10 protein-coding genes and 1 tRNA gene are annotated in these 20,711 nt (G+C 43.2%); 3 read left to right on the top strand and 8 right to left on the bottom strand.

Features of this window, described 5'->3' with window-relative positions:
- Positions 1-84: 84 nt before the first annotated feature.
- Positions 85-1,362 carry a phthiocerol/phthiodiolone dimycocerosyl transferase family protein gene (locus tag BMY70_RS26990; RefSeq protein WP_090340886.1) on the top strand — a complete coding sequence of 426 codons (1,278 nt, stop codon included), beginning with the start codon at positions 85-87 and terminating at the stop codon, positions 1,360-1,362.
- Complete coding sequence (locus BMY70_RS26985; protein WP_090340884.1) at positions 1,359-1,922, top strand: YceI family protein; 564 nt, start codon at positions 1,359-1,361, stop codon at positions 1,920-1,922. The genes BMY70_RS26990 and BMY70_RS26985 overlap by 4 nt, the downstream gene beginning before the upstream one ends.
- 184 nt (positions 1,923-2,106) lie before the next feature.
- On the opposite strand, the gene BMY70_RS26980 is transcribed toward BMY70_RS26985, so the two are convergent.
- The 4 genes from BMY70_RS26980 to BMY70_RS26965 all read right to left on the bottom strand — a co-directional run bounded on the left by BMY70_RS26980 (position 2,107) and on the right by BMY70_RS26965 (position 12,058).
- Positions 2,107-2,889 (bottom strand): glycoside hydrolase family 16 protein, encoded by a 783-nt coding sequence (locus BMY70_RS26980; RefSeq protein ID WP_090340882.1) that lies wholly within the window; start codon positions 2,887-2,889, stop codon positions 2,107-2,109.
- Positions 2,890-2,982: 93 nt separating this feature from the next.
- Positions 2,983-6,801, bottom strand: coding sequence for a polysaccharide lyase family 8 super-sandwich domain-containing protein (locus tag BMY70_RS26975; RefSeq protein ID WP_090340880.1), 3,819 nt, complete (start codon positions 6,799-6,801; stop codon positions 2,983-2,985).
- Positions 6,802-6,911: 110 nt separating this feature from the next.
- On the bottom strand, positions 6,912-8,663 hold the full coding sequence (locus BMY70_RS26970) for a RagB/SusD family nutrient uptake outer membrane protein (protein WP_090340878.1): 1,752 nt from the start codon (positions 8,661-8,663) through the stop codon (positions 6,912-6,914).
- Between the two features lie 11 nt (positions 8,664-8,674).
- Entirely contained in the window at positions 8,675-12,058 is a 3,384-nt protein-coding gene (locus BMY70_RS26965; protein WP_090340876.1) for a SusC/RagA family TonB-linked outer membrane protein, read from the bottom strand.
- A gap of 327 nt (positions 12,059-12,385) precedes the next feature.
- Between BMY70_RS26965 and BMY70_RS26960 the strand changes: the two genes are divergently transcribed.
- Positions 12,386-16,420 (top strand): hybrid sensor histidine kinase/response regulator transcription factor, encoded by a 4,035-nt coding sequence (locus tag BMY70_RS26960; RefSeq protein ID WP_177197140.1) that lies wholly within the window; start codon positions 12,386-12,388, stop codon positions 16,418-16,420.
- Between the two features lie 440 nt (positions 16,421-16,860).
- On the opposite strand, the gene BMY70_RS26955 is transcribed toward BMY70_RS26960, so the two are convergent.
- From BMY70_RS26955 to BMY70_RS26940, 4 genes are all read right to left on the bottom strand, one after another.
- Positions 16,861-16,936 (bottom strand) — tRNA-His (locus tag BMY70_RS26955).
- Positions 16,937-17,030: 94 nt separating this feature from the next.
- Positions 17,031-17,639 (bottom strand): superoxide dismutase, encoded by a 609-nt coding sequence (locus BMY70_RS26950; RefSeq protein ID WP_090340872.1) that lies wholly within the window; start codon positions 17,637-17,639, stop codon positions 17,031-17,033.
- Positions 17,640-17,702: 63 nt separating this feature from the next.
- Entirely contained in the window at positions 17,703-18,149 is a 447-nt protein-coding gene (locus BMY70_RS26945; RefSeq protein WP_090340870.1) for a nucleoside deaminase, read from the bottom strand.
- Positions 18,150-18,233: 84 nt separating this feature from the next.
- Positions 18,234-20,711 (bottom strand): Ig-like domain-containing protein (locus BMY70_RS26940; protein ID WP_090340868.1); only part of this gene is annotated, 2,478 nt, incomplete at its 5' end.

The following is a 20,711-nucleotide window of genomic DNA, read 5'->3' as shown; positions in this document are numbered from 1 at the left end:
ATTTCACAAGTTGAGTCAAGCATACTGTGGGCTATCGTCCTGACAGGTGTGAGATGATGTGCATTACATTTAACATTAATCAAAATGAAAATTATAAAAAACCGTCCGCTTGGGACAAATGAAAAGGTATTTTGGGTTTTGGATCAAACAACTACCACCCATTTTGCAGTAGTTGCAGAAATAGATGGTAACGCAACAGAATATGCGTGGCGCAATGCGTTAGGCATTGTGCAAAAAAGGCACTCAAATCTTTCCGTCAAGATATCCGGGAGTGTATATGCGACCGCTCACTTTGAAAGTGTTGAGGATTGCCAGATCCCATTCAGGATTATCTACACCAAAAGAGGTGAAGACTGGAACAGCATTCTGGAAGAAGAATTGCGTATGCCTTTTGACCATACCATTGCCCCACTTGCAAGAGCTGTATTGATCCAGCAATCTGGTAAATCTATCTTTATATTTTTATCCAATCACTCGATTGGCGATGGCATGTCAGCGGCACTGCTTGTACGGGATGTTCTGACAGTACTTTCCGGAAAAACGATTGAAAACCTGAGCCTGCTTCCTGCGCTGGACGAACTGGCTGGGGTAAGCATCAATAAACCTCTAAATCTCCCGACAGGTGACTTTGATCAAACTAAAAATCACTTAATGGAAAGAGCAAAGGTGAAGATACAACGCAGGAAGCTGTCAGCCTCGCTGACCGACAAGTTGATCAAACGTTCAAAATATGAGAATACGACCGTACATGGTGCATTAAGCGCAGCGCTCGTCCTTGCTTTGAAACAAACCGATCCTGCTTTTCAGCAAGAACCGGTCCGTATCCTGCACCCTCTTTCTGCCCGTACGAGCCTGGGCATTGGAGACAATTATGGTCTTTTGATTAATATCGTCACTCTACCATATGCCCCGAAACCCGAAGAAAAATTTTGGGAATTTGCAAAAAACATCCGGGAAGGTATTTCTTCCACCCAAAATGCCGAATGGATCAATGGCGACATCAGCGCAACAAGCGCACTTTTTAATAATGACTTAGAAATACAAATTGTTTCACAGGCATTACGTCAGGGGACCCAGCATGAGATTCTATTAACAAATCTGGGACAAATTTCTTTTGAATCTGATTTTGGTGAATTGGAATTAAAGGCGCTTTGGGGGCCGATGGTGCTTACAGCACATGAAACGGCACAGACTGTTGGCGTGGCTACCTTCAATGGCGAACTTACACTGACATTAACGGGCGTTACGCTTACAGACGGATTGCTTGATGCTACGGAGAAAATTCTTGACCAGGTTTGCCGTGAAACCGGAGATGTCCTGATTGAAGAAATTAGGAAGCCCAATGCTATTGCAACCGTATGAAAAGTAACTGGATAATTGATTTACCGCATAGCAACCTGTCTTTTAATATTAAATATCTAAACATCAATGTTGTAACAGGATTCTTAAAATCCTTCAAGCTTAATTTACAGACAACGGGTGATGGCTTTGGAGCTGTTACCAACCTGCTGTTGACAGCCGATATTGCATCGGTTACCACAAATCACGAGGCAAGGGACAAACATTTACGATCAATGGAGTTCTTTGATGCCGAAAATCACCCCGATTTAAAATTTGAAGGCATCAGTTTTGAAAAACAAGGATTGGTTCCTCCATCCATCTTATCGGTCTATCGCAAAGATTACAAGCTTCGTGGAAATTTAACAATAAAAGGAATTTCCAGAACTGTCGTCCTTGATGGAGAATTTGGAGGCCTTGCCACAGATACAACCGGACAAAAACGGGCTGGATTTACATTGAGAGGCAAGATCAGCAGAAAAGAATTCGGTCTGACATGGAATGAGGTTACCAATTCCGGAAAATTTATCCTGGCAGATCAGGTAGATATACTCGGCGACTTACAATTGATAAAGCTCATGTGATGCATACGGCTGCGGAATTCTGGTGCGACATCAGTTCTCTAACTGTTTGTATGGATACAGCGGTCTGCTTTTATTCCTGTAGTAAAAGAGACCGCTGCAAGAATAACTTTACAACGCCCCGATAACATACACTGAGTCAACTATTATACTTTGAAAGTTTTGCTTATCCGGATGTCAGAACTTTCTACTGATAAACCCTCACATAATCCACTAAATATTTAGACGGCAGTGCATCATCGGACAGCGGTCCCGGCAGCGTTCCTTCTCTTCCGAGCGCAAGATTTAGCAGGAGATAAAAATCTTTTTGAAATACGTTGCCTGAAAGTTTTTCCGATTTTTTCAGATCGAAAACAAAGTATTTCAAATCATCATAATAAAACTCGATGCGATCCGGGTACCATTCCGCGGCATAAATATGAAAATTCTCATAGGGTGCGCCAACGACCGGCCTTTTGCCTTCGCTTTGATATTTATCCAGTGAGTCTGAGTAATGTACTGTTCCGAAAACCCGGGTTGAATCCTTGCCAATGAATTCCAGAATGTCAATTTCTCCGCAGTGAGGCCATTTTACTTCGGTTCTGTTTTTTCCAAGCATCCATATCGCCGGCCATGTTCCGATTCCTTTGGGTACCTTTGCCCGTGCTTCGACACGCCCGTAAGTCCACTCCTGTTTTCCGAGCGTAATGAGACTGGCGGACGTGTAACCTGCGCCTTTATAGGATTCTTTTTTCGCTTCAATTATCAGATTTCCGTTTTCAACCCGGCAGTTTTCCAATCTTTTGTATGTATAATATTGAGGTTCCTTATTTCGGACAAATCCTGTTTCATAATCCCATTTTGTGCTGTCAGGATGTCCTTCATAGTTAAATTCGTCACCCCAGACTAACTTTCTTTGAGCGCTGGCCGGTTGAGAGAAAAAGCTTGATAATAGTACTGTTAAGAATGCAAATGGCAGTGAAAATCGCATGAGTATTAAAAAAGTATAAAGTTGATTGTTTCATTTTTTGAAAGAAGGGAAACGTTTCTGGTGCAATGTCAGAAACGGTTCCGTTTGAAAGTTTTACTTATTCAATAGAAACCTGAAAATCTGCGGCTCGAGATTATCCTTTTTGATTTTGAGAAAGTATATCCCTGCTGGATATTTTTCAAGATTAAAATCAGTTTTTACAGCTTTTGACAGCTGTTTTTCGGTTAAAACATATCCTTCTTTATTAAGAATTGCCAAAGTCACAGCCCCCGGATAAGTCTCGTTGGCAAAGACGGTCAGCATTCCGGAAGTAGGGTTTGGACCTACTGAAAATACCTTGTCCGTCTTCGGCAGCGATAGTGCAATGATGGAAGAAAAAGAGCTTGTGCCATCGAGGTCTACCTGCTTTAAACGATAGTAAAAAAGACTATTATCCGATAAAACGGCCTCCCGATCTTCATAGGCATACTGGTTAACAGAATCTGTGGCTTTATGACCGGCTACCTTTGCGATTACCTCGAACGTTCTGGCATTTTCACTACGTTCAACCTCAAAATAATCATTGTTTTTCTCCGAAGCAGTTTCCCATGAAAGATTTACAGTACTGTTTTTTGTGTCACCTTTAAAAAATACTAGTTCAACCGGCAAAGGAGTTGTCTGTGTTTGGGCTGTGTATTCGTAGATTATCTTGGGACGTAAAAGGTCGGTTCCGAAATTGCGGGAGCGGAATGAGCTGTAAACATCGGTAGTTGCCGCTACTTTCAGCGTCAGAATACTGTCTGACGGAATACTGCTTATGGCGGTGGTTATGTCAAAGTAAATATACCCTGCTGCTGCCTGGGAGGTAGCGCTGGTGATAAGGTCAACGGTTGCTGGTTTATTGTTCCAATTGATACCGATTTCGAGCCAGGCATCCGTATTGGTCGAATAGGTATTTCCTGCTTTTGAAATGTTCCAGCCTGTCGTTATTCCATTTTCCAAGGCATATAATCTGACTTTCGCACTGACGATATTTTTGCGTAGACCATGCATGTCAAATTTTAGATAAATTTCCTGGATATCGTCAGACTTGTTTCTTGCTACCAGATAACCCTGAGTTCCATAATTGTTCGCAACGTTGCTATTACTTCTAACGTAGGAATCTGCAACGGCTGGTATCGAGTCCCTTTTTGCTTCTTCCGAAGCCTTGCCGTAAAGCCAAATCTGTGGACGGTATTCGGCGTTGGCATTTTCACGTGCATTAAAGGCGCCGTCTGTTTTACTGATAATTGCGGCATCCGTAGTAGCGGGTTCAGAGATAATATGGACAGATAAAATTTTATCTGCTCCCAGTCTTCCAATTACTGCTGGCGTGACATTCAGCTTCACCACGCTACCGGCAGGAGATCCGGTGATTTCACCGAGTTTGCTCATATGGGCCGGTTTGTTGCTCCAATTGATTCCTGTTTCTGTCCATGTATTATCTTCGACCAAATAAAATCCCCATTTCGTGCTGGCAACCGAAGTATTGGCATTATTCACGCGCAATTGGATGACAGCACTATCAAGATTTGCAGCAAAACCGCTGAGGTCAAATTTGACATATCCTTCTCGATCATATCCAGCCGATTCTTTTTTTATAGTCAAAACAGCGTCGGTACCATAGTTAGCGGTCGCGTACGCTGCTGTGCTGCCGGTACCCCCGCTTCTGACAAACGCGTCCGCCGTGCTGGTGACTTTCAACAAGGGTTCTACCGGCACTTCGTAAATAGGATTTGCGTTTGAAATGGTCGTGTTTATGGTACTTCCTGCGTTTGCACCCTGTGGCATGCCCAGAGTAGCTGCCCGTAATGCAGTAAACTGAGGGGTTTTGATTCCCAGATAAATCTGCGCAGTACTTTGCGACGGGTCTGCAACGTGGACAGTTACATTGGTGCCAGTCACATTTTTCAGCATAACAACGCAAGGTTTATTAGCCTTTACTATAACCTGATCAGCAGTAAATTCTCCGGCCTGATAAAACACAATCTGCCAGATCCCCAGACTATTATGACGCACTGCCTGTACGGTCGCTGTATTTGATAAAATGCTGATGTTACCAATGTTGTAATTTTGCATATCTGCAGCAGATGTTTTTCCAGGCGTTACAATGTAGGCGTAGGAAGCATTGGCAGGAGCTGTTCCGTGTTTGAACCATAACTTAAAAACATCGGCTGAAACGGCCGTGGCAGATCCGGTCGTATTGATAGATGACCAGCTTCCGGTCTGGGTCTGATTGCTTAATGTAACGTTGCCATTTTCTGGAAAAAAGTAGCCAACATTGCCTTGCAGAGCCCATTTTAAATTGTTGTTATAATCGTGGACTCCGCCATTTAAAATGCTGACATTATTTGCAGCATCGGCCACGGTTACCTCTGTTTTTAAAAGACATTGATTAACGGTCGTATTGATAGCCTGCGCTGCCGAAGAATTTATTCCAGCTCCCAGACAGACCACTTCTTCGTCAAAATAAAACCAGGATTTTTTTGCTGTCGTACCATAATCGTTCATTGCATAAGCGCTGGCACCATAGATTCCGTCGGAGACACCGCCAACAAACGGGACAGTTCCAAAGTTGACACCCCAGGCAGTTCTGACGGGATATGTGGTGATCTCCGGAACAGTCGTGCCCGGGATTTTATTCCACTCCCAAACCGGAAAAATATTGTAATATTCATCCCCAGTTACGCCGATGTAATTAACGCCTTCGGTCAGATAATAACCTTTGATATTTTCACCATTTCCCATTTCTGATTTTGCATTTCGGGAAGAAATGCTGCGAAGTCCAAACATGTATCCGGGGCGATGGTGAACCGTATAGTCTGTGCGCCAGTAATGAATATGCTCTGGAATTACATTATAGGAAGGAGCCTCTAAGCCTCGCATGCGCTGTATAGCATTGTCATATTCGGTCGCGTGGACGGGCAGGTCAAAGCTTTTTACTTTTTCGATCAGGGCCACATCTGCCTTACCTGCGTTGGCACGGCTTATACCTCTTCCGTACAAGTTAAAATCTGCATAAGCACCGCGGGATGGCTTAATAAAACCTTTTCGTACAAAATCTGAAAAAATTGCAAGTTTGTCGGCGGCGAAAGCGTAGGAAGTCCCGGCGACATAAATAGCGATATTGCTGATGCCCGAAATATATTCTCTTCCATATCCGTATACATACAACTGTGGTCCGTGAGCCGTATAGGAATTGTCATTTTGGATGCCCTCTCCCGTCGTCACAACAATTGAATTGGTCACCGCCGTTATTGTCTGGTTAAGTAATGTCTGGTTTTCGGTCAGGCAGGCACGCATGATGTAATGCTGTGCTACATCCGTTAAATTGGAGCCATCTTTCGCCGGAGAAGCTGTAATTGCAACGCCTTTGGTCATCCAGGCAAGCATCTGGTTTTCCAGCGCAGTAGAAATGCCAGCCGGAGATTTTCGCAGACAAATCAGCGTGTTACCGATATCTTTCGGAACACTGATCGAAAGATAAAACCAGTTCGTACTGCTTGGTGCAGGACTTAATGTTAACCAGTAATTCATGATACCTTCTATTTTTTCTTTCAGGCTGGCATCGCCATAGTGTATGCTGGATGGCTTGGAATAGGCCTTTGCCAGAATCCCCATCCGCGTAAGGTGGGTTCCCGGAGCCCAGTCAGTCTGACTTGTAGCGTTATAATTAATGTCCGGCCAGGCATAAGAAGTATTCAAGGTGCTCACCAGCGATGTTACCTGGGTATCAAGTGCAGAACCTCCTGTGGATTGGAAAGTATCAAAAATCCGGTTGGAAATGGTAGCAAAATCGGCAGGTGTCTGGCTATTGACTTTATGGACAAAAAGATGGAAAATAATACCGACCAGCAAAAACAATTGGATTTGGGACTTATATGTTTTCATCATTACGTCGAATTAGAATGGTAAGTCTATTACTACAATCAAGGAATAGTCAATAGGTTTGAAACAGACTTCGGGTAACAAACCTTGTCTGCTACCCGAATCAATTAATAAGATTAGTTAATCCACCCGCTATTCTGAATCAGTGTGGAGTTCATTTCTATTTCTGTTTGTGGAATTGGCCAGTTGTATATATAATCACCTTTCCAGGAATAGGTTTGCACGTTGGCACCCCAGATCTGGCGCACGCCAGCACCAGGATAAAACACTTTTTCTTTCCAGGATTTCCATCTTAATTCATCAAAAAAACTGATTCCTTCGTTGGGGAATTCTCTGCGTCTTTCATTTCTGATTGCTTCTCTTAATTCTGCCTGGCTGCTTACTGTGGTAGCGGCTGAAGAATTCAGAAGTCCAACTCCGGCACGCGCTCTAACCTGGTTGACCAGAGCAACTGCCTCGGCACTAAAACTTTGTTCGTTCAGAGCTTCAGCCCACATAAGAAGTACATCTGCATATCGGATAACGGGGAAGTCAGTAGGCCCGTAACTTCTGTTGAGAAGTTCAGAATTACCTTCGTATACAAATTTTCGATGCAGGTAATAGAAAAAACTTTGTGTGTCGGTGCGCAAATCACCGCCTGTGGCTGCCTCGGACCTGTATGGCCATCTCATCGTGACGGTCGCATTACTCGTTCCAAACACACCAGCATAAGTAGAATAAGGCGTAATCACATTATGCCCCAGACGCGGATCTCTGTTGGCATACACTTTCAGTATTCGCTCCTCATTTCCTGAAGGAAGATATTTTGACATATCAGCTCCTCTGTTTTTTGCTGCGGTAATCTCATTCTCTGTAAGGTTATTTCTTAAAAAGAAAACTTCACGCTGAGCCGGAGTCATACCGCTGTAGCCCGGAATTATGTCATTCCAATTGAAATTACTTCCGTCTGCATTTTGATACAAATCTACCAGATCGGGATGTATCAGATAAGTATTCCAGTTAGAACCAAAGGACGAACGGGTACCGCAGAAAAATTGCGTGGTAGATCCCGAACCGCTAAGCCCGATATTCTGGATGGAAAATATCATCTCATCGCTTTGTTCATTCGCAGTTTTGAAAAGCGCTTTATAGTCCGGAAAAAGTGTATATCCGGCGTTTTTAACTTTTGCAAAATCTTCGGCAGCGAGCGCCCATTTTTGTTGGTACAAATATGTTTTGCCTCTTAAAGCATATGCGGCACCCTTTGTGATGTGTCCATACAAAGCGTTGCCTTTGGCATATTTATCGGGCAGATTGGTTTCATTGATACAATCCGTTAAATCATTTACTACGGCTTCCCAAATTTCCGCTTCGGTAGAACGGGCCCTTTTGGCATTATCGGGAGTAATCGGTTCAAGAAAAAGAGGTACGCCTTTGAAAAGCTGGTTGAGCCTCAAATAAAAATAGGCACGAAGAAACTTGCATTCCGCCAGCAACCGGGCTTTTTTCTCAGGTAAGGACGGGGACTTTTCGGGAATATTAACAATGGCATCATTGGCACGATTGATGCCGGCATAAAGCTGCTTGTAATTGTCGGAAAACATGCTGCTGGATGGTGTAATGGTACCCATTAAAAGTGCATCTGCGTCTCGCCCCTGCCCTCCGACTCCAAATCTGTCAAGTTGATAGAGCTCATTTCCGGAAGCGGCGGAGGCATTGATATTTAATCTGAGTGCCTGATAAACCCCGGTTACACCCAAGTCCGTCAGGTTGTCGGTTGTCCACATCGTCGCCGAACTTACGGCGTCGTATGGAGCGGTGTCGAGCACATTTTCCTGGCAGGCAAAAAAAGAAAATGCTGTGGTTAGTATGAATATTATTTTTTTCATGATAAAGGATTTTAAAACGTCAGGTTGATACCTAATGCGAATTGTTTAAGTGTAGGATAATCGACGCTTGCGCCTATTTCGGGATCCATACCGGGGTATTTGGTTAGTAGCAGCAGATTTTCACCGGACAGATATACCCTAACCCGGCTAATGGCTGCTTTAGCTGCAATGGATTGCGGGAGTGTGTAGCCTATCTGCAGGTTTTTAAGTTTAATATAACTCGCATCATAGAGCCAGTAAGTGCTGGAAACATTATTTTGCGCATCGGTTGTATTTTTCAACCTGGGGCTTTTCCCATAGATATTGTTGGCTGGGTCAGATGGATTTGCGTCGTTGTAGTAATAGTGGTTGTCTGCAACATCGAGCGGTATGGAGAAGCCGTTCTGAACGATGGAATTATTGTAGCCCGTTACATTCCACACATACTGGAATCCCGTGCTTGCAGACCAGAGCATCGATACATCGATTCCTTTCCAGGAAATATCTCCTCTGAGACCGAAGTTATATTTTGGAGTTCTATTGGTCCCGGTAAACTTTTTGTCGTAACTATTTCCATAGATACCATCCCCATTGTTGTCTGCATAAATCAGATCTCCGTAGTAAATCCTGGCTTTTCCGATACCACCACCCGGTTGAAAGCTATATCCCGCAGCTGTCATGGCTTCAAGCCAGGCCATATCCTGAGCAGTGCGGATCATTCCGTCCTTCGGTCCGCCGTTTATATTGACTGTTCCATCGGTATTGGTGCCAGAGCCATTTCCGCTGTACAATGTTTGAATGTGAAACGCATCAATGGTGTGTCCTTCAAGTATTCTATTATCACCGCCCGTAGATACATCCCCCAGATTGGATGAGTAAGTTCTGGTGCCGTTTACATCCGTCCAGCCCTCTGCAAGTCTCCCTTTAAACTTATCGATTCTGTTGTAATTGTAGGCAAAATTACCCGTCAGTCCATAACTGATCTGGCCGGCCTTACCCCGATATCCAAGCGTAAGTTCAATACCTTTGTTCAACACTGCGGCAGTGTTTTGGGTAGGCGCCGTAGCGGTTCCCAATACCAGCTGTATAGGAGGAGTGGTAAGGATTCCATCGGTGTATTTGCGATACAGGTCAATCTCGAAATTAAGAGCACCCTTCAGCACAGCACCTTCCAGACCCAGCCCGGTAACTGTTGTGCTTTCCCATTTAAGATTTTGATTCGCGAATTTTCCCTGCCAAAGGCCTGTGGCCGCGATTGCATTAAATGAGTAGCCAACAGTATTGTATACAGCCTGGTAATCATAATTTCCACGACTCAAATCAGCGTTCATGTTGTTGTTACCCAATTTCCCCCAGGAAGCCCTCAGTTTGAGGTTCTGAATATGATTGTTCAGATTTTTCATAAAAGGCTCTTCTGACAAACGCCATCCGGCTGAGAAAGAAGGAAATATGCCCCAGCGATTGGAAGGTGCGAACTTCGAAGAACCGTCATAACGCAGATTGGCCTCCAATAAATACCGGTCTTTGTAGGCGTAATTCACTCTACCGAAGAAAGAGCGCATGGATCTGTCATATTCCGTTCCGCTGATAGCCGACATCGCCGTGCCTGAACCCAGCGTGGTTATGTCATAGTCGACCAGCCCAAGCATACTTGCACCAGTGTTGTAATAGTTGAAATAATACTCATTATAACCGGCAAGCCCCCCGAATGCATGAGCACCAGCCTCTGCGTTGTAGCGCAATACCAGATCGGTTGTAGTTGCATAATCCTTATTAAAGGAATAATTCGTGCTGAGCTTATCCGGCGTGGCGGCAAATGACTTAACTGTATTGGTGGCAAAGTTCCATCTGTCTATCGGGTTTGTGTGGGAATTGGATTCCTGAAAGCGAGTCTGATAATTGTAACGTGCTTCAAAAGCCAGCCCCTTAACCAGGTTCAAAGTGGTGTATAGCGTGGTATTGAATCTGCTTTGTTGATTGGAGCCGCCTGTATCATTGAAATATGACAGAATGTTATTGGCAGTGGCGGATTCTTCTGGTGCCTGTGCGAAACCATATCTGCCGTCATAAAAGGGAACTACACCGGGAGTAGTTTGTCTTAGGAAATTAAACGCTGTTGAGGTATTACCCATGTCATATGACTGAATGGATGCATACGTCTGTGTGCCAATGGTAATAAATTTATTGATTCTGGTTTCAAGATTAGCCCTTAGCTGATAGCGTTTTGTTCCTGTATTGGGCATTGTTCCGGGGTTATTAAGATATCCGGCAGAAAGTAGATAGGACGCTTTTTCTGTTCCTCCATTAACAGAAATGTTGTGATTCTGAACAATGTTGTTCTCAAACACAGTATTTATCCAGTCGGTGTTGGGATATGCGATAGCGTTGGGCACCCCATTAGCGGTAACGCCATTCGGATCAGCCGCTGCTGCCTGCCACGCATCGATAGTACCTTGCGAAAATAAGTTATTTTGACCCAGATTACGGTAGCCTTCATTAATCAGATTCATATGACGGCTGTAATCGGTCACCTGTTTAATCAGGTTGATCGGCTTTGCCACGGAAACCATACCGGTATAGTTGACAGTGAGTTTGTTTTTAGAGCCTTTTTTGGTGGTGATCAGCACAACCCCATTTCCAGCAAGTGATCCGTATATAGAAGCTGAAGCAGCATCTTTGAGAATAGACATGCTCTCTACGTCATTGGGATTTACGGCATCCATAGAGCTGATGATACCATCTACAATAATAAGCGGATCGTTATTATTCAAGGTTCCTGTACCTCGTATCCTAATGGTGGCGCCATCGGAGCCGGGTTTACCGGATCCCTGCTGAACGCTTACACCCGGTGCAAGACCTGCCAGTGAAGAGGAAAGATTGGTTACCGGCCGGTTTTCAATATCCTTCGCTGCAACAGCTGCCACCGAGCCGGTCATATTCACTTTTTTCTGTGTTCCGTAACCGACAACCATTACTTCATTTAATGTACTTGTAGATGGCGTAAGGCTTACATCCAAGTTGGTTTGGCTACCGACTGGCAGTTCCTTTGAATCGTAGCCAACAAAACTGAATACAAGAAATTTGTCATTCCCATCCGTAAGGGATAACCTGAATTTTCCATCAGCATCAGTGACGGTTCCCTGCTGTGATCCTTTTACGACCACACTCACTCCGGGTAATGCCTCACCTTTTTCGTCTGTAACTTTGCCGGAAATTTCTGCTGCATTGCCGATGGCAAAACTCACATTTGAGGGATGTGCTGCCTGAACGGAACCGCAGATAAATAGTAGGACAACAATAGCAACAATCAGACGTGTGCCTGCTGTTAAGTGCGCAGCGAGATGGCCGTTGAGCCGGCTCAATAGCGGCGGGAGATGCCGGAGGGTAATTTTTTTTGGATTAGTAGAATACTTCATTGAGTTTTTGGGTTTTGAAAGTGGATTATTTTGTTTGATTCAGGAATAGTCAAACAAAATTCCGTAATCAGGCTGAGCTCACAGGGCGAAAATCCTGTTGGAATGGGGGTACTTTTCCGCGGAGACACAATTTCATCGCCTTTTAGTGATAAAAATATGCTCCTTAGATTACAATCGAATCGACAAATATTTAAAAATGGAGAGGGCTGTTTATCTCATTTGCGAACCTATCTTTGTATCCTTTCTTGAAACGAAAATGGCTGTGTACCTATGAACCTGCTTTGTTTTTTATCCTTTCCACAAAAAACAAAACTGAGCATTGTGATAATGTTCGCAACGGTTCTGTGCTTTCAGATCAAAGGTTTGGGGCAGCAGCTGGTATTTAATAATCTCAATTCTGAAAATGGTTTATCCCAAAATTCCGTGCTTGCGATTGCCCAGGACCACACAGGTTTTATATGGCTGGGCACGAGTTATGGCTTAAATAAATTCGATGGACGGGGATTCAAAATTTACAAGAATGATCCCGGTAACAAGGCTACATTATCCGGAAACTATGTACTCTGCGCACTAAACGACTCGAAGAATGGATTGTGGTTCGGGACTAGTTATGGCCTAAATAAGTACATGCCAGAGACAGATTCCTTCACTTCTTTTCTGGTGGCCGATTCTACGGAACAAAACAAGCTTAGCAGCAATATTATCAATTGCCTCTTTGAAGATAGCAGAGGAATCCTGTGGGTTGGGACAAACAAAGGCTTGAATCGGCTAAAAGGTCGCAATAAATATGCCTTTAATTCATATCAAAACGGGCTTGCAGGATTGGACATTCGTACGATCTTTGAAGATTCGAAACACCAGTTATGGATCGGAACGACACAAGGACTGACTAAAATGGTATTTGAGAGCAAAGAAATCCGGTATTATAATTTCAAAAATTTTGCTTCTGATAAAGGCAGCCTGAGCGATAATTTTGTCACGTCAATAGCGGAAGACAAGCAAAAAAATATCTGGATTGGCACAAAAAACGGCGGACTTAATCGCTTCAATATCACTCAGTCCAATTTTACCCGTTTTCAGCACCAAGTAAATGGCAGTGGTCTGATCCACAATAATATCAGAAGGATTCTTACTGATAAAAAAGGCAATCTTTGGATCGGGACGCTGGAAGGGTTGAGTATTATGGATCCTGTAAACCTCACGTTTAAGTCATATCAGCATGAGCCCGAAAACAGAACGAGTTTGAGCCAGAACTCGCTGTATGCTATTTTTCAGGATAAAAGCGGAAGTATCTGGCTAGGGACGTATTACAATGGCGTCAACATAGTCTACTCGCACGAAACGCCGTTCAGGATTTTCCGTACGGGAAAATCAAAATACAGTATCAACCATAATGTGGTAAGCTCGGTTACCCGGGATAAAAACGGCGACCTGCTGGTTGGCACCGAAGGAGGCGGATTCAATTATCTCGATGATAAAACGGGAATCGTTACAAATTTCAAGAATGGATCCAATATTTCGCCAGGCATTTCCTCCAATCTTGTCAAAGGCATTGCTCAGGACGATGACAAAAACCTGTGGATTGCCACGCACTTGGGTGGTTTAAATCGCTATGATCCTGTTAGTAAAAAATTTACGGCGTTCAGAAATAATCCTGACGACAATTCTTCAATAAGTTCGGATAATGTGAGCGCAGTTATGGAAGATACCCGTGGGCGGATCTGGGTAGGTACAGATCAAAATGGTGTCGATTTGCTAGACAGAAAAACAGGTAAATTTCACCATTTTAATATCAATACAAAAAGTCCATTCAAGCTCAGCGGAAACTTTATCCGCAATTTTTACGAAGATTCCAAGGGGAATGTATGGATTGGAACAACCGAAGGGCTTAACATGCTCACTGCCGATTCCACAAAAATCGTCTGGATGGACTCCAAAATTAAAACTTCAAAAAACAGGTTTCCAAACATAATCAACTGCGTCATTGAGGATGCCTCGGGTATCATTTGGATTGGAGCTTATTACGGGGGACTGACACGTTTTGACAGAAAAGTAAATACTTTTATCACCTATAAACAAAAAAATGGCCTTCCTAACGACAACGTACTCGGTATTTTAGATGATGATAAAGGGAATCTGTGGCTGAGTACTTCGGACGGGCTGTCAAAATTTGACATCAAAAAGGAAAATTTTAAAAATTATACAGTATCAGACGGCTTGCCGGGCAATGAATTTACGGCTAACACCTATTACAAAGATAAAACAGGTGAGATGTTCTTTGGCGGACTGAACGGTCTGGTCAGCTTTTTTCCACATAAAATTCAGACCAACGAGTTTGTTGTACCGGTAGTGCTGACATCCCTCAAACTTTTCAATAAACCGGTCTCTATAGGCGCTGAGGATGGTTTGCTTGAAAAGGATATCAGCATCACGAAGGAGATAACTTTTTCCCATGACCAGAATATTTTCACCATTGATTTTGCCCTTCTTAATTACATCAAACCGGATAAAAATAAGTACGCTTATCAGTTGGAAGGATTTGAAAAGGACTGGAATTATGTACGTACTTCTTCTGCAACTTACACAAACCTGCCATCAGGGACTTATACTTTTGTGGTGAAGGGTGCTAATAACGACGGGGTGTGGAGTACGGAGCCCGCGCGTTTAGTCATCCACGTTTTACCCCCGATATGGAAAACCTGGTGGGCATATTGTTTGTACTTCATCGTCATAACATCAGCTATTTTGTTTGTGACACGTTATTTCTATCTCAGCGCATTGTTCCGCCGGGAGCACGAGCTGCATCAGATCAAGCTTGATTTTTTTACCAATGTTTCGCATGAAATCAGGACACATTTAACGCTGATACAGGGACCTGTTGAAAAATTGATCATGGTAAAAAAAGAAGATTCACTCATTCAGTCACATTTGATGCAGGTAAGAAAAAACGCAGACAGGTTGCTGAAACTGGTCAGTGAGCTTATGGATTTTCGAAAGGCAGAGACCAATCATCTCAAATTACAGGTAAGTCAAAATGATATTATCCCGTTTCTGAAAGATATATTTGGTGATTTTAGCTTTCCCTCAGAATACCGTGAGATCAAATCTGTTTTTAAAAGCAATGCAGAAAAAATTGATATTTATTTTGATGTCGAACAAATGGAGAAAGTATTCTTCAACATTCTCAGTAATGCTTACAAGTTTACACAGGATGGAGGAAGGATTGAAATACTTGTTGAGGAGAAAGAAAATTCTGTGGACATCAGGGTTGTGGATAACGGCAAGGGCATAGCACCTCAGTACCTGAACAAACTTTTTGTCAATTTTTTCCAGGTTTATGATCACGGAAATCAGAATACCGGTTATGGTATCGGTCTTGCTTTGTCCAAAAGTATTGTTGAACTGCATCATGGAAGCCTGGCTGTAGAAAGTAAAGTTGCTCAAAACAACAAAACGGGCAGGACTTGTTTTACCATAACACTGTTAAAAGGGAAGACTCATTTTGCTCCCGGGCAGTTACGGACGGACATGGTTTTACAGGAAGGCAGAGCAACTTCATTTGTAGAAGACATTGCTGAAAACAAGTTCATTCAAACATCAACAGGAGAAAAACTGACCGTTTTGCTTGTTGAGGATAATGCTGAGGTCAGGTCATTTTTAGCTGAATCTTTATCTGGAATATATGAAGTTTTTCAGGCAGAAAATGGAGAGCAGGGCTGGGAGTCTGCCATTGAACTGATCCCGGATCTGATCATCAGTGACGTAATGATGGCTGAAATGGATGGGCTTACGCTATGTAAAAAACTAAAAACAGATGAAAGGACCAGTCATATTCCGGTGATATTACTAACTGCCAAAGCTTCTGTCAGTCATCAGGTAAGCGGCCTGAAAACGGGAGCAGACGCATATATTTCAAAACCTTTCAGTCTTCAGGTCCTGGAATTGAGTCTCAGAAATTTACTAACGGCGCGTGAACTAATGAGGCAAAAATACAGCCGACAGGTAACTTTGGAGCCGCAGAATATCCCGATCAACACCGTTGATGAACAGTTTATCAATAAGATTCTACAGATCACAGAAGAGCTTATGGACAATCCTGAATTTGGCGTTGCCATGCTTTCGGATAAAATTGGTATGAGTCAGTCGGTGCTCTATAAAAAGCTCAAAGCCGTTACCAATATGTCGGTCAATGACTTTTTAAAGTCTATTAGGTTAAAAAAAGCGGCTCAGCTTCTACAACAGCATAATATGACAATTTATGAGGTAGCTTATGCAGTCGGATACGATGACAGGAAATATTTCAGCAAGGAGTTTAAAAAACATTTTGGAAAAACGCCAAGTGAATATTCTGTTGTAGATTAAGCAAGCAGCATAAAAAACAGCAATTTGACTATGGAAAAAATTCACAAAACTTTCATTAGCTACTAGCTATTTACGAACAATCGAAAAAGCTGGCCCTCGCTCAACATCTCCTTCCGAGCATCGGATCTTCACTGATTTTTGTAGTGCCCTTTCAAGATAAATAATACAACATGCCAAAACTGTTTTACAACATGACGCTTGCGTTTAAGCAATAAAAATATCGAGCCGCTGCGCTTTCAAATCAAGATGTCCATCACATAAACATCTTGCAAATCAATTAAATAACACTTCCCAGCGTCTTTTTTGCGTTTTTCGTCGAACTCCACAAATGACACTGGAAATGATGGGAATTTCTGAATATTTTGGGATATCCCGGAAAGCAAAAATGCCCGTAAATCATTGATTTACAGGCATTTTGTTGATTTTAAAAACTTCTAAATGGGAGGGAGACGGGTCTCGAACCCGCGACCTCTAGAACCACAATCTAGCGCTCTAACCGACTGAGCTACAACCTCCGTTTGAGGACACAAAATTAGGAAAAGGTTTACAGCTTCCAAACAAAATCTGATTTTTTTTCAGAAACCTGTAAACCTTTTTTTTCATTTTAAAGTTATTTCGCTGCAACATAAAGAGCGTCAGCAGCTTTCCAGTCTACTACGTTCCAGTATGCATCGATATAATCAGGACGTTTATTTTGATATTTCAGATAATAAGCATGTTCCCACACGTCTAGACCAATTACCGGTGTGCCTTTCGTTTCAGCGATATCCATTAGCGGGTTGTCCTGATTCGGAGATGAAGTGATAGCAATTTCACCGCCATCTTTCACGATCAACCAAGCCCATCCTGAACCAAAACGTCCGATCGACGCTTTTTTGAACTCATCTTTGAAAGCAGAAAAAGAACCAAATTTTGCTGTGATTGCTTTCCCTAATTCTCCAACAGGTTCGCCACCGCCATTTGCCGAAAGTGATTTCCAGAAGAATGTATGATTCCAGTGCCCACCACCATTGTTACGAACCGGTGCCGGAGCCTTGCTGATATTTTTGATAATCTCTTCTATAGTTTTACCTTCCAGCTCAGTTCCTGCTACTGCCGCATTCAAATTGGTAACATATGCCTGGTGGTGACGGTCATGATGGATCTCCATTGTAAGCGCATCAAAATGCGGTTCTAACGCATTGTTTGCGTACGGTAAAGGATCAAGTGTAAATGCCATTCTGAATAAGGTTTATTGGTTATTGAATATGACTTTCTAATTAGTTAACAGCAGAAAACTGCTTTATGTTCTTAATCTTTTAAAAAAGTTGAGGAGCAACTCCTGGCTCTCCTCAGCAAGAATACCCGTTTTTAACTGTGTTTTAGGATGTAAAACATTCTTGCCAAGCTTAATAAATCCACGTTTTTCATCAGATGCTCCGCAAACGACGCGCTTCATTTGCGTCCAATACAAAGCTCCCGCGCACATGACACAAGGCTCCAAAGTTACATATAGAGTACAGTCCTGAAGGTACTTGCCACCTAAATATTCTGACGCAGCTGTTATTGCCAACATTTCCGCATGCGCAGTCACATCTTTAAGGCGTTCAGTCTGGTTGTACCCTTTACCTATAATTCTTTCTCCAATTACAACAATCGCGCCAACAGGAATTTCCCCGTCGTCATAAGCCCTTTGAGCCTGACGAAGTGCTTCGGCCATGAAATAATTGTCTAAAAAATCGGAAGTCATTGTAAAACGTTCAATTGGGAACTACACCTAAAACAAAAGCGGGAAGCAATATACTCCCCGCTTTTCAATATTATGCTATGAATCTTATGGTTTAAAAATACGCTGTACCGAACTGCGGTCTCCATTCTGAACCTTTAACAAATACATACCTGACGGTTTTGATGTTAAGTCAACTTCTGTAATTTTCTGACGTATAGATTTCTTAGACAAAGATCGTCCATTGAGATCAATAATTTCAACAAGAGCTTCCTTGGCTGAAATTGTGCCGGTAATTTCGACGGTACATTTATTCTCAATCATGGTTGGGTATATTTTCAACCAGTCAGCTACGGGTACGGGAGGTTCCACACCTAGTACAGGATCTACCTGAACACGGAACGTGCCCGCTCCCCTGCCGACGCCACAAGTATTTGATATTGATGTGATCTGATAGATCGTCGTTGTTTTAGGTGAAATCCGGACAGAAACAGGACTAACGCTCGAAGAAATTAAGGTATCTTTCGCACCGTCGTTTAAATTAAATGTCCAGGGGGCGTCGCCAGTGATAGCAATGTTCAGTGTCGCAGTTTGCCCCATCAAAATATTGGATGGTCCGGTAATTGTAGCGACTGGCAATGGATTGATGGTCATTTTTACAGAACTTACACTGCCAGGCAATGTGCTTCCTTGTCCCGCACTTACGACGCGGATAAAATAGCTTCCCGCTTTTACGGTATCAGGAATAGTTGCAGTCAACACACTTCCGTTGACTACCGAAGGTATCGACACAAATTTTGTTATATCGTTCTGAGTCGAAATTTGTGCTGTAAATACATTCCCAGTTGGAAAATCACCTGATTTTTGGAATGGAATGGTAAAACTTCTTCCGGCACAAAGCTGTGATACGGATGGATTTCCAGTTGTAATGGTCGGAATAAGTACAGTAACAACCGCCACTCCATTGGATAATCCTTCACCGCAGGCGTTGGAAACTTTCGTAACAACATAATTGGTTGTTGTTTGCGGTGTTACCGTTATCTGAGTTGTAGCGTTGCTCGAAGTTCCGGTTTGTCCGTTTGACAAAGTGTATGACCAAGGCGCATCACCTGTAAAATTAACAGTAATAGTTGTCGACTGCCCCGGAGACACTGAGTTATTGCCAGAAATAGTCGCCGAAGGTAAAGGCTTAATATGAACTTTTATTTCAGCCTTTGGGCTTTCGCAGGTATTCGTTCCTGTTTGTGTAACATAGAAAGAATAATCTTCAACCTTTTCAGTAAAAGGAGTTAAGGCAGTTGTACGTGGATTTGTATCGGTTAATGTCAGATACCATTTAAGAGAAGTTCCCGTTGCACTTAGCGGTGAGGCAGAAGCACCCTGACAATATTCAACAAAAGATGTTGCCAATGTAGGTTTTGGAGTAACATTGATTTTAACATCAATTTTTGCTCTGCTGCTTAGACATCCATCTGCATCTTTTTGATTAACATAGTAAGACGTAGTGCCTTCAGTTTCAGTAGATGGAGTTGGGGCAGTAGCAGAAGCGGTTCCTCCTGTGGCACTTGTTCCATACCAGTTTAATACTGCGCCTGTCGCAGGAGTCGCAGTAAGTGGTGTTGCTATAACAGATTGACAATATTCAATAGCTGCGGAGGCAACGGTTGGAGCAGGTACCTGTGGCTTCACAACAACATCAACTTTCGCACGAGCACCTTCACAGGTATTAAGAGTTTGACTTACGTAATAAGATGTTGTGCCGGCTGTAGTTGTTAATGGTGTGGGTGCCGCTGCCAAAGCTGTACCGCCTGTTGCTGCTGTGTACCACTTCAAAGCCGTTCCTGTTGCAGTCAGAGGAATTGCAGTTTCATTAAAACAATATACTACCGGCACTCCTATTGTCGGAGCAGTTGTTTGAGGATTTACAATAACATCAATTTTGGCACGAGGACTTTCGCAGCCATTTAAGGTTTGGGTAACGTAATATGACTTAGTACCAGCTGCAGTGGTTACCGGTATTGGAGCCGTTGCTACTCCGGTTCCACCCGTTGCAACAGTATACCACTTTAAAGCTGTTCCGGTCGCGGTTAATGCAACCGGCGTTTCTGATAAACAATAAGTCACATTCGCTACCGTCGGCGCAGGTGTTTGTGGATTTACAGTAACATCGATTTTTGCCCGGGGACCTTCGCAGCCATTCAATGTTTGGCTAACGTAATAAGAAACAGTACCAGCAGTTGTTGTTGAAGGGATTGGCGCTGCTGCCAGCGCAGTTCCACCAGTTGCAGCAGTATACCATTTTAAAGCTGTTCCTGTGGCAGTTAATGCTGTCGCAGTTTCGGATAGACAATAAGTAACGTTAGCCACTGTTGGAGCCGGGGTTGCACATGCAGCGGCCGCAACATTTACAACAATAGCTGAGCGAGGACTTTCACAAGTTCCAATACTTTGACTCACATAATAGGTTGTGGTACCAACAGTCGTGGTGGAAGGAACTGGCTTCGTAGCAGAGGCAGTACCTCCGGTTGCCGCAGTACCGTACCAGTTTAAGGTCGCACCAGAAATGGCAGTTGCGGTTAAGGTTGC

The sequence above is a fragment of the Dyadobacter koreensis genome (genome assembly GCF_900108855.1).
Taxonomy (GTDB): Bacteria; Bacteroidota; Bacteroidia; order Cytophagales; family Spirosomataceae; genus Dyadobacter; species Dyadobacter koreensis.
This window is presented reverse-complemented; position numbering and strand designations above follow the sequence as displayed.

What these genes read in the sequence shown, in the direction of transcription:
- BMY70_RS26990 (WP_090340886.1), top strand. Translation starts at nt 85, where the DNA reads ATGAAAATTATAAAAAACCGTCCGCTTGGGACAAATGAAAAGGTATTT.
- BMY70_RS26985 (WP_090340884.1), top strand. Translation starts at nt 1,359, where the DNA reads ATGAAAAGTAACTGGATAATTGATTTACCGCATAGCAACCTGTCTTTT.
- BMY70_RS26980 (WP_090340882.1), bottom strand. Translation starts at nt 2,889, where the DNA reads ATGCGATTTTCACTGCCATTTGCATTCTTAACAGTACTATTATCAAGC.
- BMY70_RS26975 (WP_090340880.1), bottom strand. Translation starts at nt 6,801, where the DNA reads ATGATGAAAACATATAAGTCCCAAATCCAATTGTTTTTGCTGGTCGGT.
- BMY70_RS26970 (WP_090340878.1), bottom strand. Translation starts at nt 8,663, where the DNA reads ATGAAAAAAATAATATTCATACTAACCACAGCATTTTCTTTTTTTGCC.
- BMY70_RS26965 (WP_090340876.1), bottom strand. Translation starts at nt 12,058, where the DNA reads ATGAAGTATTCTACTAATCCAAAAAAAATTACCCTCCGGCATCTCCCG.
- BMY70_RS26960 (WP_177197140.1), top strand. Translation starts at nt 12,386, where the DNA reads ATGTTCGCAACGGTTCTGTGCTTTCAGATCAAAGGTTTGGGGCAGCAG.
- BMY70_RS26950 (WP_090340872.1), bottom strand. Translation starts at nt 17,639, where the DNA reads ATGGCATTTACACTTGATCCTTTACCGTACGCAAACAATGCGTTAGAA.
- BMY70_RS26945 (WP_090340870.1), bottom strand. Translation starts at nt 18,149, where the DNA reads ATGACTTCCGATTTTTTAGACAATTATTTCATGGCCGAAGCACTTCGT.